This is a genomic window from Trichocoleus sp. DQ-A1, from assembly GCF_039961955.1.
In the GTDB taxonomy this organism is placed as follows: Bacteria; Cyanobacteriota; Cyanobacteriia; order Cyanobacteriales; family FACHB-T130; genus FACHB-T130.
This window is the reverse complement of record NZ_JAMPKE010000016.1, coordinates 54,390-70,034: the sequence shown is the minus strand read 5'-3', so window position 1 is coordinate 70,034 and position 15,645 is coordinate 54,390. Positions and strand designations below refer to the sequence as shown.

The window sequence follows — 15,645 nt, the reverse complement described above, 5'->3', positions numbered from 1 at the left end:
GACTACCATTCTTTAGCTAGAAGTAGAAGTGAATTAGTAGCAGGTACTTTAGTTACTAACAGGCTAACAAGGGATTATTTCTCTGAATTTTTTAATACCCGAAGCCAATAGGTCTATTTTATCCGGTTCTGCGCTCCTGTTATTGATTTTGGTTTAGAAGCTCCCAGTCTTATGATTTTAATCTCTTAAGTAGTAGCATCATCAGTTAACCGACTGGTTGCTCTTGAGGCTTACTTATGTTGATTACTTTTTGTATTTTTCCCTGACTGGATAACGCTGACCTAAAACCAAAACCCTCAGTAGAGATACCAGGAAGTTGTCTTTGCTTACAAGGCTTAAAAGAAGTGCGTTCATACCGTGGGTTTCCTAAAAAAAAGCAGGATTGCTTGCTAATAAGTAAGATTACCTCCGCTTTATGAGGATAGGGTCTGAGCCTTATGCGTGGCGTGCTTGCAGGAGCTTTAAATAGACCGCTTCATTATTAAAACTCTATCTAAGCCGACCCATGACTCACTTTGGTGTAATTTGCCCGCCTTTTTCAGGTCATTTGAACCCCTTGGCAGCGTTGGGACGAGAATTGCAACAACGCGGTCATCGCGTCACTTTCCTGCAAATACCGGATCTAGAGGCATCTGTACGCTCAGAAGGGCTAAACTTTTATCCGATTGGGCAGGGGATTTATCGACCCGGATTTCTTGCGGAGTCCTTCGCGCAACTCGCTCAATTGAGCCGTCTAGAGTCACTCCGTTATTCAGTCACCTTGTGCCAGCAGGTGAGTGAAATGTTTTGCCAAGATGCCCCCGATGCCATTCAAGCGGCGGGGATTGAAGCACTGCTGGTGGATCAGCTTGAACCAGCGGGTGAAGTTGTAGCTGAATCCCTCAATATCCCTTTTATTACTGTGTGCTGCGCCCAAGCTATCCGCCGACAGGCAGATGTTCCCCCCTTTTTTATGGGCTGGAGCTACCAGAATACCTGGTGGGCGCGTCTTCGCAATCTAGCTGCTTATTACCTATTAGATCGCAATAGCGAGCCGATTCAGAAAGCTCTAAATGAGTATCGCGCAGCGTGGAAGTTGCCCCTGAAACAAGGCTTCAGTCTCTCCTGTTCTCGACTTGCCCACATCAGTCAACAGCCTGCTGCTTTTGATTTTCCCTGCGCCAACCTGCCAGAAAACTTCTATTACACTGGGCCATTCCGTAATGCGTCACCGCGAACAATTCCCTTTCCCTATGAACGGTTGACCGGACAGCCCCTAATTTACGCTTCGCTGGGGACTGTGCAGAGTACCAAACAGGAAATTTTCTCCTGCATTGCAGAAGCTTGCGTTGGACTGGATGTTCAACTGGTTCTCTCTTATGGAGGTGGGATGAATGTAGAAGCGGTTGAAAGGATGCCCGGTTCGCCGCTGGTTGTAGAGTATGCCCCTCAGATGGAATTGATTTCTAAAGCAAGGTTAACCATCACGCACGGGGGACTGAACACAGTACTCGATTCGCTCAGCCACGGGGTTCCTCTGGTTGCCATCCCCATCACCTATGAACAGCCAGGAACTGGAGCGCGAATCCAATGGACAGGTACGGGTGAGGTGGTTCCTTCAGACGGTCTGAGCATTTCTAAGTTGCGAGGCGCGATTCAACGAGTGCTTACGGAGGATTCTTACTCAAATAATGCATTTCGGCTCCAACAGGCTATCCGTCAATCAGGCGGCGTGAAGCGAGCTGCTGATGTTGTTGAGCAGGCTGTCGGGTTCAAGCATCCAGTGCCGCAATTAACGTCCAGTGTATCTAGGAGTGTTGCGTGAACTCTATCAAGTGAATTATCAAGTGAATTGTCCGCCGCGACTCTGCTTCGGTGATGGTTGGCTAATCCTCTAATGAAAAAACAGGATAGAACGCCAGCGTTCTATCCTGTTAGCAAAATAAAACTCTATACATCAACTGAAGTGATGATGAGAGTTTTTTGAGGTGATTTTATTTAGGTCGTAACTTCGGCAGCTTTTGCTGCCACGTCGAAAACGATGTTGTAGCTTTCGGTTGAACCCAAGCGTTGGAGGACTCGCTGATGGGCTTCTGCGTCACAGCGGCGGCGAAAACGAGCAACAACCGAGGATTGCAACTTGGGTACGCGACGCATTAGGCACCAAGGGTGAAGCTGGTTAAAGTAGGTCATAAAATTTTCCCGATGATACCTAGGGTTTTTTGATGAATGTGCTTTGAAGGATGGCGATAAGGGTGTGGCGATCGCTATCGTTCTTTTGCGAGTGCAGTCCCCATCTGTGAATGGGAGTGCGCTGAAATGCCAGCTAGTATTGGTGTTTTATCTGTAACCCAGACAGTCCAGATGGGCTATTTATGGAGGAAAGCAGGTGCGATCGCCCCTTTGGTTCAGTGCTGCTTTGATGGCAGCAATTCCCGGTGCTACTCGCAGTGCTTCTGTTGCTTTGGATTTGTTCATAGATATTTGATTGGGTAGATGGGTACAGGCGTGCGAGCCTTGTCGCTAGCACAAACAGCACTCATCCAGCTTTATTTCCGGCAGCTATGAGCTGGAAATATGACTTTGTTGGGGGATTACTGGAAGGTTAAAAATTGAACCCTCTTTATACATTGTAACATAAAATGATTCAAGTTACTAACTTGAAACGAATAGTCGCAAAGTAGGGCATGATAGCTTAGTTTTAGGCAGTAAAGACGATTACTAGCGGTTTTACCTGTAAGAAGGAAGAGAGAGTCGTTGAGACGAAGGTTTACGGATGAAGGGCTGCGGCAGATGGGCAACTTCTTACGAGCCTGTCGGGAAGCGAAAGGCTTGAGTGTCCACAAGTTGAGCGAACAGACGAAGGAGTATGAGGCTCGCTTCTATGAAGGGTTGGGAGAGCCATTGCCTAAGGTTCTTGGGGTGAGCATTGCAGCCATTTCGAGAATCGAGAATGGAAACCTGAATAAACCAGCACCTGATATTTTGTGGATACTCTTAGACGTTCTTAAACCCGAACACCCAACTGAGAATCGTACTCTGACGCTGGAAGATTTGCTGCTGATTGGTACGGAAGCTTGGAACCCAAACATCGGAGACTGAAGCGGTCAGTTGCTCTTCGATACTGGGCTAGTTTTAACCAGAAGGCGAAAGTTAACAAGAGTTTGGACGATTTGCCTAACTCGTTGATAACGTAGCGATCGCACTCAGAAGAAGATTAGGCGATCGCATTGCAGTGGTGAAGGGGAGAATGCGCGATCGCGCACCATTACCATTATAGGCACCCGATGAGATAGACTCAGAAAATCGTTAATCTTGTAAATATATACATGAGTACAGCATCAGTAAAACTTACTGAAGATGAACTAGATAAATCTTTGCAAATATTAAAAAAACATGGTTGTTCTGAGTTTTTCCCTCATCCATTTGAAATTGATGCAATTGAAAATAAATGGGATAAAGTAAAACCAGAATTACTGAGAGTTGACTTACTCTCCTATCATCCACATTCTGCAATCAAAATGATTGCCCCAAAACAGAAATATACTACACGTCCTATCCTTCTTTTAGATCCAATAGATTATTTATTAATTACAGGTTTTATATTAAAAATTGCACCCAAGCTCGAAAGTTGTCGTATTCCTAAGGATAGCGATATTGTTTTTTCATGTAGATTTGATCCTTCTGTTAAAGATGATTTATTTTTACCCCATCCAGAGTACACAGCTTATAAAAATGCTATTAAATTAAAATTAGATACTGCTCCATTTGTAGCTACGGCTGATATAGTTGATTTTTTCCCTAGAATCTATTTGCATAGACTAGAAAATGCAATAGATTCTATGTTAAAGAGTAGCCATGAAACAAAAGTATTAATGCGCTTTTTAGAAAGTTGGTCTGCGGGGACATCTTATGGCATTCCAACAGGACCAATCTTCAGTAGTCTACTAGCAGAAGCAGTATTGGATGAAGTAGATAGATTTCTATTGAGCAACCATATCGATTTTGTTAGATATGTAGATGATTATGTAATGTTTGGAGAAACTGAATCTGAATGTTTAAGAGGATTATTTTTATTAGGAAGTAGGTTGCAATAAACCCAAGGATTGAGTTTAAATTCTTTAAAAACAAAAGTCTATAAAAGCGAATTATATAAACAAAAAGCTAATTTGTCTAATGATCCTGAAACAGAAATTAGAAGAGAAGTTATACAGGAAGTTTTTAAGGGTAATCCATACACTATTATTCGTTATAATCATCTTACAGAAGAACAAAAAAAACTTATTGATTCGATAAATGTAGAAAAAATTATCAACGATGCTTTAAATGAAGATCCAGTAACAGATTTATCAGCTGTAAAATTTATTTTAAATGTGCTTTCTCTTCTCAATCGCCCAAAATTAATTGAGCCAATATTAGACAATCTTGAAAAGCTTTATTCGGTTTCCCACTCTGTAGCTAAATTTCTTAATGTTTTTGGAGAATTAAAATTGGAGCAGAAAATAGAAATTGGTGAAAGACTAATTCAGTTTATTGAAAAATCAAAGTATGTTCCGGACTTTCAGTCTATGTGGTTATTAGAGCCATTTACAGGTTCTGAGGAATGGAATAATTTAGATGGAATTCGTAGAATTGCGCGAGATTATAGAAATAGACTTGTTCGGCGGCAAGCTATATTAGCTTTAGGTAAAATAGGAGATAGAAGTTCCTTACTAGATGTAAAGACTCAAATTAATGACTGTCAAGATTGGGAACAGCGAGCTATTATCTATGCTTGTAGGTCATTGCCTAAAGATGAAAGTGAAGCTTTTTTTAAAAATATTCCAGTTCCAGGAGACTGGAAAGTTGAACATATATTGCTTAAGGCAGTTTTAGAATATAGTAAACAAAAATCTATGTAGATAAACAGAGACAACATAAAGATAAATTGGCTTTATTTATTTATCTGTTTAGACGGCTAGCATCCTCTGCAAAAATTCAAATCTGCCAAAATTAGCAGGATGCGATCGCATCCTTTTAGATGCAATAAAAAAGGGCGCGATCGCACCCACGAAGACAATTATTAAAAAACTTTAGAATCTTGAGCCGCAGATAGATTCCACAACCGCTACAGGCTCATTTCGATGTTGCTCTCGGCAAATTAAATTCTTAGCCAAACGTTGCTCAGCATAGGCTCGGTGAGTAAACCAGCCGATCGGCGTACCAGCGATCGCGCCGATCAGCAGACCCGTTAGCAGACTATAAACCAGATGCTTTCGAGTAATCCTATTCTCTTTCATTTAAAAGTTTCTCCTAATTGCTGAACCATTATTAAAGAAAGCAAAATTTAGGATAAATTTGCGTCCCTCTCCTTGCTTATATCCGAAGTCGCACTCGTGATGATATACCGTCTTTGCGTCTATCTCATACCACCGGAGAGGAAACTAAAAGCTAAGAGGATTCGCTACACTTACGCTCGTTTTTGGTATTTTGGGTATTTAAAAATTTTGTTGCTAGCGATGAAATTAGACATTTCCAGTCCGTCCGACAAGGGACGCAACGACCGCAATTAACTCAGTAGGGTCAATGGGTTTAGCGACATGGGATTGAAAACCTGCCGAAAGGGCTGCTTTTTGGTCGTCTGCTCTAACATAAGCCGTCAACGCTACAGATGGAATTTGTCCTTTTTCCGCCTCTAGCGCCCTCACCCGGCGAATTAGACTGTAGCCGTCCTCATTTGGCATCCCAATGTCGCTGATGAGTAAATCTGGCTTTGACTGTTGGATAGTTGCGATCGCTTCCTCGGCTGAGGCGGCAGGGATTGCTTCTGCTCCATACTGTTCTAGAATGCTCTTCAGCAACTCACGGGCATCAGCTTCATCATCAACAACAAGGATCTGCAAGCCATCAAGAGGGCTTTCCCAAACGGTGGGACGAGGACTTTCTTGAGGATTGGGTGCTGAAGATTGAGAACTGCATAAAGATTCCGCTTCCTCAGCCCTCTTTTTCGCGTCAGCACTGGTAATTAGCGGCAACTTCACGATAAATGTTGACCCTTGCCCCGCACCGAGACTTTCAGCACGAACGGTTCCTCCATGTAGTTCCACCAAGTGGCGGACAATTGCCAATCCCAGCCCTAACCCTGTATAAGACCTAGTGATAGAGTTATCAGCTTGGCGAAAGCGGTCGAAGACGTAAGGCAGAAACTCTGCGCTGATGCCCTCACCCGTATCCCTAACTGAAATCTCGGCGTGGGAGCGATCGCCTTGAAGGTAAACTTCAACTCGTCCGCCTTCGGGAGTGAACTTAATCGCGTTGGTGAGCAGATTCCAGATTATTTGCTGCAAGCGGTCTGGATCTCCTGAAATTAAACCCACAAAAGTATCCACCAACAGATGAACTTGAATGTTCTTCGCATCTGCTGCTGGACGAACCGTATTGATGGCTGACTCAATGACTGGAATCAGTTCCATTGAGCGAACTGTGAGACGGAGTTGACCTCGAATAATCCGCGAAACATCCAGCAGATCCTCAATCAAACGTGCTTGCGCCTTGGCATTTCGCTCAATCGTTTCGATAGCACGAGCGGTCGTTGCCGCGTCAAATTTTCGGGTGCGGAGAAGACTCGTCCACCCCAGCATCGCATTGAGGGGCGATCGCAGTTCGTGAGAAAGGGTCGCCAGGAACTCGTCTTTCATCCGGTTGGCTGATTCAGCCTGGGTACGTGCTTCTTGTGCGCGGGCAAGTAACCGAGTACGTTCCTCTTCAGCTTGCTTGCGGTCCGTGAAGTCGCGCATGATTTTAGCCAACCCTTGCACCTGTCCGCTCTCATCGCGTAAAGACGTGACAATGCCACTGCCCCAGAAACGGCTGCCATCCTTACGGACGTGCCAGCGTTCGTTCTCAGCCCGACCTTCCGTCAATGCCTTTCCTAGTTCTTTCTTGTCCTCGCCGCGATCGCGATCTTCAGGTGTAAAAATTATGGAGCCAGATTTGCCCAAAATCTCTGCTTCCTGATAGCCTAAAATGCTTTCTGCCCCTGCTCCCCACTTGATAACACGTCCGTCGGGATCGAGGAAAAAAATTGCATAGTCTTTCATGTTTTCCAGCAACATCAGGAAGCGCTCTTCGTTTAACCGCAAAGCCTTCTCTGAGTGCTGATATTGATTTTCTCGTTTCTCTAACTCCGCAACTCGTTGGCGGAGTGCTACTAATTCAGCGATGAGTTCACTTTTAGTTTTATCTTCCTCTTTCATGGGGGGAGCATTACCATCGAGTCTCACTCTAGAGAAGGAGCTGGGATCGAGTTGTGGTCGATTTTTCAGAACTCTTTTCACAGTTGCAGCTCATAAGGTTTTTCTTCACCTATCTTTAGGCTGAAATTTAAATTATTTAAGTAGTTGAATTAATTTTTAGGGATAGAGAGTCCCCTTCGAGGCAAAAAAAGCTGAGATTTGGTAATTTTTAATCCAGCCGAAAATGCCAAAACATCTAATCTAGAGATTCAGCTACATTTTTTTAATTAAACTAACGCGATGTGCAACTTTTCCGAATAAAAATCCCACGGAATTATTTTAGGAAGTCTAGCTTTCATCCCACGCTTGTACTTGTATCAAGTGCTTATGAGACAGCCTAGCAGCCGTAGGTTGGCTCTGTGTGAGAGAAAAAACAAAGCAAACGTTTGCTGCATTTGGGTTACACGCACCTCAACCCAACCCATAGGGAATTTGTTAGTCAGCCGTTTCGTTTCACCTCTCTCCTCCAAAAGAGGGATTCTTTTTTGGGCTTGCATACCTGCAAGTCTAGACATAGCAGCTTGTCCTTAGTAACTTACAGCCTGCTCCTAATTATGAAGATTGTGTCAAGAATACTCCTGACTATTTTAAAGATTGTATAAACTTAATATTAAAAAATCTTCATCAGTGAAAATTCCTTGTATATTTACTTAGAAAACAAGTAGGGTGCATTGAAGAGGTTCAGTAACAATACGTTTATCGGAACAGCGATACCGTAAAATTTTAACCTCTAATAGAAGAAAAGTTACATGGGATACCAGGGAAAATGCTGAAACTTGTTACTTTTGCGAATAATTTATCTGTGTAACTTAATCATGGCGGCTAAAACACCAAAGGTTTGGTCATTCACCGAGAGGGCAACATTAGAATTTTGGGTAGAAGATCCACGACGGGGTGAACGACTCGAAGACATTCATCTGGATTCTGAGCAATGGTTCCAATGGCTAAATTTGCCAAGTTCTAAGTCATTTAAATTTGAGCCAGTCGATCAACGTACATCTGATTTCATCGCTAGCAAAGAAACTAAAACCGATGGAGATTTTTGGTACGCCTACAAGAAAGTAAATGGCGAACTCTATCACTGTTACATCGGGCTTAGCAAAGATTTAACGTTGGTGCGACTCAGAGAAATTGGGTTGCAATTGCTACAAACTGCGAAAAATGATAGTCCTTCCAGCCAGCAAAGTTATATACAAGAAGTCCATTTAAATTTGCCTGGTGAATCTCAGGAAGTACACCATCTGAAACAGGAAATTCAGCGGTTACAGGACGAACTAACAAACTCTCGCCTAGAGCTTGAGAAGAATCAAAGTATTGGCACTCAACAAAGTGCTGCCAAAGAGGTTCATTTAACAGAATTGGAGCAGTTGAGACAGGAAAATCAGCGGTTACAAGATGAACTGGCAAATTCTCGGCTAGAGCTTGAGAAGAATCAAAGTATTTGCACTCAACAAAGCGCTCCCAAAGAAGTTCATTTGAAAATCTTGGTTGAATCCAAGGAATTAGAGCAGCTAAAACAGGAAAATCAACGGCTACAGGATGAACTGGCGAACTCTCGCCAAACTTACCTAATAGCTTGTCAAGAACATAAGGAAGCAATTCAACAGCTACGCCATCAAAATCAACGGCTACAAACCGAGTGCGACCAGATGAATGAAGAGATCGAACAGCTCTATGCTAAATATGGCGACCTGAAACTGGAAAAGATAATCCGGCACCAGGACAGCGAAAGAGTGAAAACCCGGACGACTTTGCCAGAGCAGAAGGTGAGCCTGTCAAACACTGCGTACAGCTTTTAAATATGGTGGGGTAGAGAGCGATCGCTTGAGCGAAAAAAAGTAGGAAGCGATCGCTCTCCATCAAGTAGGGTGGCGTAGAGAGCGATCGCGTTACACACCTGCAAAAATACAGGTGTGTTGATACCTTGCTGCAATAGCATCGATTAGGTTTTGGTTGAGAATTAGCCGACACGCAGGCGAACTAATTCTCAGCAGTTATTTATTAGGTGTGTCGTGCCTTTTCAAAACCTGGGGTACCGTGCAACTTTGGTTCAGCAGGCGGAGGTGTCGGTTCTGGCCCTAACGGTTGCGGATTCTCTACATACTCAAACTCGCCTTTGCCGTCCATTGATTTGCCTTTCGCCCAACGTCCTTCAGCACTTTCGGTACCGTCAGAGTGATTCCAGAACTGATAGGCATACTCCCGCTTCTCCAATTCCAGCGGGAAGGAACTCGGAACCGGAGTGTTGTCCAGTCCGGAGTCTACGATATCCTCAATCGCTGCCAACCACTGGTTTTGGTGCATGGTGTCGCGGGCGATCATGAAACTCAAGGTATCTTTCACTCCTGGGTCGTCTGACATTTCATACATTCGCACCGCCTGCAAGCGACCTTGCGACTCGGCGTGGAGATTAGAGCGGAAATCTGCTAACAAATTACCGCTGGCGACGATAAAGCGACCGTTCCAAGGGTAGCCAACGCTGTCAGAGGGCGTCGCACCCAACCCGGAGACAATGGCGTGCTGCGGGTTCATCGCTGCTGCCATAATCTCATTCCGCACGTTAGAACCGCCCATAACCGCGCCGACTAGCCGATCTGCGGCACCTTCCTCTTGGACTTTTAGAGGCGCTTTGTCCAGCAGATGGGCGATCATCGTGGCAAGCATCTCAACGTGACCGATTTCTTCGGTACCAATGTCCAGTAGCATATCGCGGTACTTAGCAGGCCCTCGACAGTTCCATCCCTGAAATAGGTACTGCATCATCACAGTCATCTCGCCAAAGGTACCGCCGATGAGTTCCTGAATCTTCATGGCGTAGACCGGATCGGGGTTTTGTGGCGGAGTGAAATACTGAAGTTGCTTTTTATGGTAAAACATTCAAAAACTCCGAATTTTTTTTACTATCAGAACAACAGAAAAATGGTGCAAATTGATATTTAGCAATTTGCTAAATATCGAAATTTCAATTGCAAAACTTATGCTCTCTACTCCTATAGGAAACTATTTAAATCAAGGTCTTGCCTCTTCCTGGAGAAGGACAGTTTTAAGTTTATTTCGGTAAATTTATTCTTGATTTATGTGCCTATTTAATGACGAATTACCAATTATTTTGTATCAAGTTCATTCTTAAAAGTTTGTGTTAATAAAAAAACCGTCTTCATCAAAAAGACGGTTTTTTTATTAGCAGTATTTAAGTATTTTTGCTTAATTCATGTCGGATTAAGCTTCGTCGCGCCCGTGAACTTGGGCCGGTGGAGAAGTTGCCTCAACTGCCGTGAAAGGCTCCAGAATTTTATAGGTGTGGGATGCACCTTTTGGTACAGTCCAAGAATTACCGGGTTCTAACAAAATACTTTGACCTTCCAGGTGCAATTCAGCGCGACCGTTGATGACATAACCAACCGTCTCATATTCTCGCGCAGTTGGTTCCTTTGGTTCGTTGGGTTGCTCGTTTTCCCAAAGGCGCATCGAGATGGTTTTGCCTGATGCGAGATACTTTTGACCCATTTCCCCTTTGGGGGAATTGGTAGAATCTACTTTCATCACAGTTGTATCTGTCATATTTGCTGCTTCCTTGTTCAGATATGTTGTTTAAATGCTCTTAGCGGAGCAAGATCGGATTCCCATCAATGCGGACTCGGAATAGACTGTAGGGCTTTTCTCTTAAATCTCTGCCGCCATGAAAATTTGGTTGGCGATGCAGTTGATTGGCAGTGAAATAGAGATAGCCGTCTGATGCTACAGAAAGCGTATCGGGCCACAAAACGCGAGGATCGTGAACGAGCGTTTCATACATTCCATCCGGTAGGCGGCGAAGAATGGAATTGTGTTCGTAGTTCGTCAGGTAAACGCGGTTTTCAGCATCTGATTCCAGTCCATCTGAAGCACCACTTTTATCGCCGAGATCCACCACGGTTGCTGCTACTTGCGACTTTGTTAATTGCTCGTTTGCTAAAGCATCAACGCTGACACTGTATAAACGGCGACCTGCCAGAGGGCAGTAAAATAAGCGATCGCCATCAGCACTAATCGCAATCCCGTCTGCACCTACTTTGATATGGCTGGGTGGTTGATTAGGCGATCGCATCATCAACGGTTGTCCTTCGACGCTGGGCAAAAAATTTGGTTCGGCTTTGGTGGAGGGATGATTGTTCAGCCGTCGCCAGCTTTTGCCAGAAGCCAGGTCTACAACAATAATTGCATTTGGCCCAGAACTAGAAGAATCAGTGATGAATGCCATTCCAGCTTTGCCGCGCCGCAAGTCAAATCTGACATCGTTTAAGTAAGTCGTTGGCAGCGCTACATCCTGGGGAAATAGAATTGTTTTGATAATCCGATTTTGCTTTAGGTCAATCCCAATTAATTTTGGCCCCCCGTAGGAAGTGGGGGAAAATTGGGGACTCCCAGTATCTAAAATCCACAGGCGGTTTTGCGGATCGACGACGACACTTTGAACCGAAATCAACGATTCAGCTTGGTTGCTAGGATTTGGGCGGTTAATTTCGGCATTGGGATAAGCCACCGCCGTCCCGTTTTTTAACTCAGCAACGGTAAATTCTACATTGTCTCCCCAGCGAGGGAAATTCACGAAAATTCGACCGTCCTGAGACACGGTGACGCCAGTAAGCATCGGCCCATTAAAGGAGGCAACTGATTCAATGTTGCCAACTGTTTTCTCAATGGGTTTCTCAGCAGGTTTCTGTGTGGGTAGCGCCCGACCGGATGATGCAAAGGGAATTGTCACCACAAGGCTTAAAAGAATTGGAAGCGATCGCCAACCCAGTTTTCCCACGTTTCTCTCCAGATACTTCACGGTGTCAGCACTACTGACTGAATGCTTCGTCAACACTCCTGCAACGCCAACGTCCAGCCGTGACGTCCTAGCAGACTGCTGATACCCCCTCTTATATTAGATGGCATTCATGGTTTCAATTCACTGACGAGACGCAACCCATTGACATCTCGACCACAGAACTAACAAAACACCTATTTCTGTCCAAAAGATTGACTTTCAGCAGTAAGAATCTCGCCAGCTTCTAACTCTTGTTGGAAACGCTGGCGATTTTCTTCTGCCTCTTGTTCAAGTTTTTCAACCAAGTGATAAACTTCTGCAAGCAAATTATTAATCTTGACGGTGTTTTCACCCCGATCAGAGCGGTCAAGTTCCATAGTTTGACCTTATGGTTTTAGTACAACTTTGATGCAGTTGTCTTTTTTATTTTTGAAAATTTCGTAACCGTGTTTCGCCTCTTCTAAAGGCAAGCGGTGTGTGATGACGAAAGAGGGATCGATATCGCCATTTTGGATATGTTCCAACAACGGTTTCAAGTATCTATGGACGTGCGTTTGTCCCATCTTGAACGTCAAGCCTTTATTGAAAGCTGCGCCCATTGGAATCTTGTCGAGGAATCCGCCGTAAACACCCGCTAGCGATACATGACCACCCTTGCTACAAGCGACAATGACTTGCCGCAGGGCGGTGGGGCGATCGGTTTCCATTCGCACGGCTTGCTTGACTTTATCGTAAAAAGCATCCGGCCCGGTACCGTGTGCTTCCATGCCGACGGCATCCAGACAAGAATCTGGCCCGCGTCCGCCAGTCATCTCTTTGAGTGCTTCACCGACATCGAGTTCTTCATAGTTGAGAATTTCTGCCCCGCATTGTTCTTTAGCCATTTGTAAGCGTTCGGGAATGCGGTCGATAGCGATAACGCGATGGGCACCTAGCATGAAGGCACTTTTGATTGCGAACTGTCCGACTGGCCCGCAGCCCCAGACAGCTACAATATCACCCGGTTTAATGTTGCAATTTTCCGCTGCCATGTAGCCGGTCGGGAAAATATCCGTTAGGAACAGTACCTGATCGTCTGTCAATCCATCGGGAATTTTGAACAAACCGACATCGGCAAAAGGCACCCGCGCATACTCCGCTTGACCTCCAGCATAGCCGCCGAACAAGTGGGAGTAGCCGAAAAGTCCTGATGGCGAATGACCGTACATCTGTTCAGCCATCCAGCCGTTCGGGTTGGAGTTATCGCACAGCGACCACAAATCGCGGTTGCAGAATAGGCAGTTACCGCAGGCGATAGTGAAAGGGACAACGACGCGATCGCCTATTTTCACATTCTTGACGGCGCTGCCAAGTTCAACCACTTCCCCCATAAATTCATGACCGAGGATATCGCCCGCTTGCATGGTCGGGATGAAACCATCGTAAATATGCAAATCGGAGCCGCAAATCGCTGTTGACGTAATTTTGACGATGGCATCGCGCGGGTTAAGAATTTTTGGATCGGGTACATTATCTACCCGCACATCGTTGTTTCCATGCCAACAAACAGCTTTCATTAAATTTTTCTCCTTAAGTCATTCGTCATTATTTATGGGTTATTTCCGATTCATTATTAGTCATTATCAATTACTAAGAACAATTTACTAATGACTAATAACTACACATACACCCTAGGTAAATCTTTCTCTTTGCGAGTTCTCCTGGTTAAGGAGGTTAGGAGGAGCGAAATGTCAAGCAAATATTATCCGTTGTTCCACTATCCCCCCTCGTTAAGGGGGGACAATTTGCACGCTGGATTACAGATTATTTTGAGTAAGATGGGCTGCTCAGGTTATTCGCCGCGTCGTTGAAACCTTCCTGCGTCCCTTGAACTGTCTTACCAACTACATCGTCAGCTTTATCTTGAATCTGATTAAAAAACTTTTTGGTACTTGGAGGCGTCGGCTCGTCAAGATTCAGTTTTTCCTTGACATTTTCAGCAGCATCTCCAATTTTATCCAATAAACTACTGCCTGTATCTTCAGTCTGATCTTTTAGCGTTTCAGTCCTAGCATTGATCGAACCATTAGACCCTGGCACTTGGTAAGCGTTGGTTTCTGGTGTCAATGTCGTGTTATTCGCAAGGGCTTGTAGAGGAGTCCCGTAACCGAAAGCTTGCATCACCAAAAATGCAGCACTTACCAGAAAGGCAGTAGCAATCTGGCGCAAACGAATACTTTGTAGAAAAGAAATTACTTGATTCATGAAAACACTCCAGTTTATTATTTGATGATTCGTAATCGGTTAATCTTTCTTCCCAATTACTGACTTCAAGGTTTAAGCACAACTTTGATACACTTATCTTCTTTGTGCTTAAACATTTCGTAGCCATTCTTGGCTTCTGCTAGGGGTAACTGATGGGTGACAACGAAGGATGGATCGAGTTCGCCCTTCAAAACTTTATCCAGCAACATCTGCATATACTTTTGCCCGTGCATTTGCCCCATCCTGAAGGTCAAGCCTTTGTTGAAAGCAGCACCAAAGGGCAGTTTATCCACAAAGCCACCGTAAACACCCATGATTGAGAGCGTGCCGCCTTTACGACAAGCGACCATCATTTGCCGCAGGACGTGGGGACGGTCTGTTTCCAGCCGGACTGCTTGCTTCGCTTTGTCGTAAACTCCTTCAACCCCCATGCCGTGCGCTTCTAATCCCACCGCGTCAATGCAGCAGTCTGGACCCCGTCCGCCAGTCATTTCTTTCAGCGCTTCGCCAGCATCAACTTCTTCGTAGTTAATCGTTTCCGCTTTTGCGTGTTCCCTCGCCATTTGGAGACGTTCGGGAAAACGGTCGATACCGATCACTCTCTCGGCACCTAGCATATAGGCGCTAATCATGGCGAACTGTCCGACAGCGCCGCAACCCCAGACGGCGACAGTATCTCCTGGCTGAATATCGCATAACTCCGCGCCCATAAATCCGGTGGGAATGGCATCGGAGATAAACAATAATTTCTCGTCGGGAATTTCTGCGGGAACCTTGACGACACCCACATCCGCGAAGGGAACGCGGATATATTCGGCTTGCGCGCCTGCATAGCCGCCGAATAAGTGAGAGTAACCGTAAATTGCCGAAGTGACGTTACCGAAGAGCTTTTCTTCCATCCAAGCGTTCGGGTTGGAGTTGTCGCACAGCGACCACATATCATGGTTGCAATAGTGACAGTGACCGCATCCGATAGTGGAAGGAACGACAACGCGATCGCCTGGTTTTAAATTGGTTACTTTGCTACCAACTTCGACGATTTCTCCCATGAATTCGTGACCGATAATGTCACCCGGTTGCATCGTCGGAATGTAGCCGTCATAAATGTGCAAATCGGAGCCACAAATTGCCGTCGAAGTAATTTTGAGAATGGCGTCGCGCGGATTGAGAATTTTGGGATCGGGTACGGTTTCAACCCGCACATCGGTGGCACCGTACCAACATACTGCTTTCATTGATGTTGTTTATCCTTTTATTAATTACCCCGCCCTTGTGTATCCGCAGGACGGGGTTTCTCACATCCCTGTCTCAGGTAATGCAGTCAGTCGCTTAACTTCTCAACCCGAATTGAGCGAA

General features: G+C 45.0%; 16 protein-coding genes. 5 read left to right on the top strand and 11 right to left on the bottom strand.

Annotated elements, in window-relative coordinates; genetic code table 11:
* The first annotated feature begins 505 nt into the window (after nucleotides 1-505).
* Nucleotides 506-1,804: a nucleotide disphospho-sugar-binding domain-containing protein gene (locus NDI33_RS16510; protein WP_190672703.1), complete on the top strand. Its 1,299-nt coding sequence runs from the start codon at nucleotides 506-508 to the stop codon at nucleotides 1,802-1,804.
* A 173-nt stretch (nucleotides 1,805-1,977) separates the two neighbouring features.
* On the opposite strand, the gene NDI33_RS16505 is transcribed toward NDI33_RS16510, so the two are convergent.
* On the bottom strand, nucleotides 1,978-2,172 hold the full coding sequence (locus tag NDI33_RS16505) for a hypothetical protein (protein ID WP_190438634.1): 195 nt from the start codon (nucleotides 2,170-2,172) through the stop codon (nucleotides 1,978-1,980).
* 564 nt (nucleotides 2,173-2,736) lie between these two features.
* Between NDI33_RS16505 and NDI33_RS16500 the strand changes: the two genes are divergently transcribed.
* The 3 genes from NDI33_RS16500 (at nucleotide 2,737) to NDI33_RS16490 (ending at nucleotide 4,880) form a co-directional block, all read left to right on the top strand.
* Entirely contained in the window at nucleotides 2,737-3,081 is a 345-nt protein-coding gene (locus NDI33_RS16500; RefSeq protein ID WP_190438630.1) for a helix-turn-helix transcriptional regulator, read from the top strand.
* A gap of 227 nt (nucleotides 3,082-3,308) precedes the next feature.
* On the top strand, nucleotides 3,309-4,076 hold the full coding sequence (locus tag NDI33_RS16495) for an RNA-directed DNA polymerase (protein ID WP_190672700.1): 768 nt from the start codon (nucleotides 3,309-3,311) through the stop codon (nucleotides 4,074-4,076).
* 9 nt (nucleotides 4,077-4,085) lie between these two features.
* On the top strand, nucleotides 4,086-4,880 hold the full coding sequence (locus tag NDI33_RS16490) for a HEAT repeat domain-containing protein (RefSeq protein WP_190672698.1): 795 nt from the start codon (nucleotides 4,086-4,088) through the stop codon (nucleotides 4,878-4,880).
* Nucleotides 4,881-5,051: 171 nt separating this feature from the next.
* Here NDI33_RS16490 and NDI33_RS16485 read toward each other — a convergent pair whose 3' ends face one another.
* Nucleotides 5,052-5,258: a hypothetical protein gene (locus NDI33_RS16485; protein ID WP_190413078.1), complete on the bottom strand. Its 207-nt coding sequence runs from the start codon at nucleotides 5,256-5,258 to the stop codon at nucleotides 5,052-5,054.
* Nucleotides 5,259-5,483: 225 nt separating this feature from the next.
* Nucleotides 5,484-7,295: an ATP-binding protein gene (locus tag NDI33_RS16480; RefSeq protein ID WP_347275847.1), complete on the bottom strand. Its 1,812-nt coding sequence runs from the start codon at nucleotides 7,293-7,295 to the stop codon at nucleotides 5,484-5,486.
* A 773-nt stretch (nucleotides 7,296-8,068) separates the two neighbouring features.
* On the opposite strand from NDI33_RS16480, the gene NDI33_RS16475 reads away from it, so the two are divergent.
* Entirely contained in the window at nucleotides 8,069-9,052 is a 984-nt protein-coding gene (locus tag NDI33_RS16475; RefSeq protein ID WP_190672695.1) for a hypothetical protein, read from the top strand.
* On the opposite strand, the gene NDI33_RS16470 is transcribed toward NDI33_RS16475, so the two are convergent.
* From NDI33_RS16470 to NDI33_RS16435, 8 genes are all read right to left on the bottom strand, one after another.
* Nucleotides 9,049-9,192, bottom strand: a complete 144-nt coding sequence (locus NDI33_RS16470; RefSeq protein ID WP_190413076.1) for a hypothetical protein — start codon at nucleotides 9,190-9,192, stop codon at nucleotides 9,049-9,051. The two genes, NDI33_RS16475 and NDI33_RS16470, sit on opposite strands and share 4 nt — an antisense overlap.
* A gap of 62 nt (nucleotides 9,193-9,254) precedes the next feature.
* Nucleotides 9,255-10,130: a manganese catalase family protein gene (locus tag NDI33_RS16465; protein ID WP_190672692.1), complete on the bottom strand. Its 876-nt coding sequence runs from the start codon at nucleotides 10,128-10,130 to the stop codon at nucleotides 9,255-9,257.
* 342 nt (nucleotides 10,131-10,472) lie between these two features.
* On the bottom strand, nucleotides 10,473-10,814 hold the full coding sequence (locus NDI33_RS16460; protein ID WP_190413074.1) for a cupin domain-containing protein: 342 nt from the start codon (nucleotides 10,812-10,814) through the stop codon (nucleotides 10,473-10,475).
* 40 nt (nucleotides 10,815-10,854) lie between these two features.
* Entirely contained in the window at nucleotides 10,855-11,991 is a 1,137-nt protein-coding gene (locus NDI33_RS16455; RefSeq protein ID WP_347275848.1) for an L-dopachrome tautomerase-related protein, read from the bottom strand.
* 248 nt (nucleotides 11,992-12,239) lie between these two features.
* A complete protein-coding gene (locus tag NDI33_RS16450) occupies nucleotides 12,240-12,422 on the bottom strand; it encodes a hypothetical protein (protein WP_190413073.1) in 183 nt (60 codons plus the stop codon).
* A gap of 9 nt (nucleotides 12,423-12,431) precedes the next feature.
* Complete coding sequence (locus tag NDI33_RS16445) at nucleotides 12,432-13,601, bottom strand: zinc-dependent alcohol dehydrogenase (protein WP_190413072.1); 1,170 nt, start codon at nucleotides 13,599-13,601, stop codon at nucleotides 12,432-12,434.
* Between the two features lie 247 nt (nucleotides 13,602-13,848).
* Entirely contained in the window at nucleotides 13,849-14,289 is a 441-nt protein-coding gene (locus NDI33_RS16440) for a hypothetical protein (protein WP_190413071.1), read from the bottom strand.
* 65 nt (nucleotides 14,290-14,354) lie between these two features.
* Nucleotides 14,355-15,524 carry a zinc-dependent alcohol dehydrogenase gene (locus NDI33_RS16435; protein ID WP_190525871.1) on the bottom strand — a complete coding sequence of 390 codons (1,170 nt, stop codon included), beginning with the start codon at nucleotides 15,522-15,524 and terminating at the stop codon, nucleotides 14,355-14,357.
* Between the last annotated feature and the right edge of the window lie 121 nt (nucleotides 15,525-15,645).

Coding starts and splice junctions, on each gene's coding strand:
- NDI33_RS16510 (WP_190672703.1), top strand. CDS start 506: ATGACTCACTTTGGTGTAATTTGCCCGCCTTTTTCAGGTCATTTGAAC.
- NDI33_RS16505 (WP_190438634.1), bottom strand. CDS start 2,172: ATGACCTACTTTAACCAGCTTCACCCTTGGTGCCTAATGCGTCGCGTA.
- NDI33_RS16495 (WP_190672700.1), top strand. CDS start 3,309: ATGAGTACAGCATCAGTAAAACTTACTGAAGATGAACTAGATAAATCT.
- NDI33_RS16485 (WP_190413078.1), bottom strand. CDS start 5,258: ATGAAAGAGAATAGGATTACTCGAAAGCATCTGGTTTATAGTCTGCTA.
- NDI33_RS16475 (WP_190672695.1), top strand. CDS start 8,069: ATGGCGGCTAAAACACCAAAGGTTTGGTCATTCACCGAGAGGGCAACA.
- NDI33_RS16470 (WP_190413076.1), bottom strand. CDS start 9,192: ATGCTATTGCAGCAAGGTATCAACACACCTGTATTTTTGCAGGTGTGT.
- NDI33_RS16465 (WP_190672692.1), bottom strand. CDS start 10,130: ATGTTTTACCATAAAAAGCAACTTCAGTATTTCACTCCGCCACAAAAC.
- NDI33_RS16460 (WP_190413074.1), bottom strand. CDS start 10,814: ATGACAGATACAACTGTGATGAAAGTAGATTCTACCAATTCCCCCAAA.
- NDI33_RS16450 (WP_190413073.1), bottom strand. CDS start 12,422: ATGGAACTTGACCGCTCTGATCGGGGTGAAAACACCGTCAAGATTAAT.
- NDI33_RS16445 (WP_190413072.1), bottom strand. CDS start 13,601: ATGAAAGCTGTTTGTTGGCATGGAAACAACGATGTGCGGGTAGATAAT.
- NDI33_RS16440 (WP_190413071.1), bottom strand. CDS start 14,289: ATGAATCAAGTAATTTCTTTTCTACAAAGTATTCGTTTGCGCCAGATT.
- NDI33_RS16435 (WP_190525871.1), bottom strand. CDS start 15,524: ATGAAAGCAGTATGTTGGTACGGTGCCACCGATGTGCGGGTTGAAACC.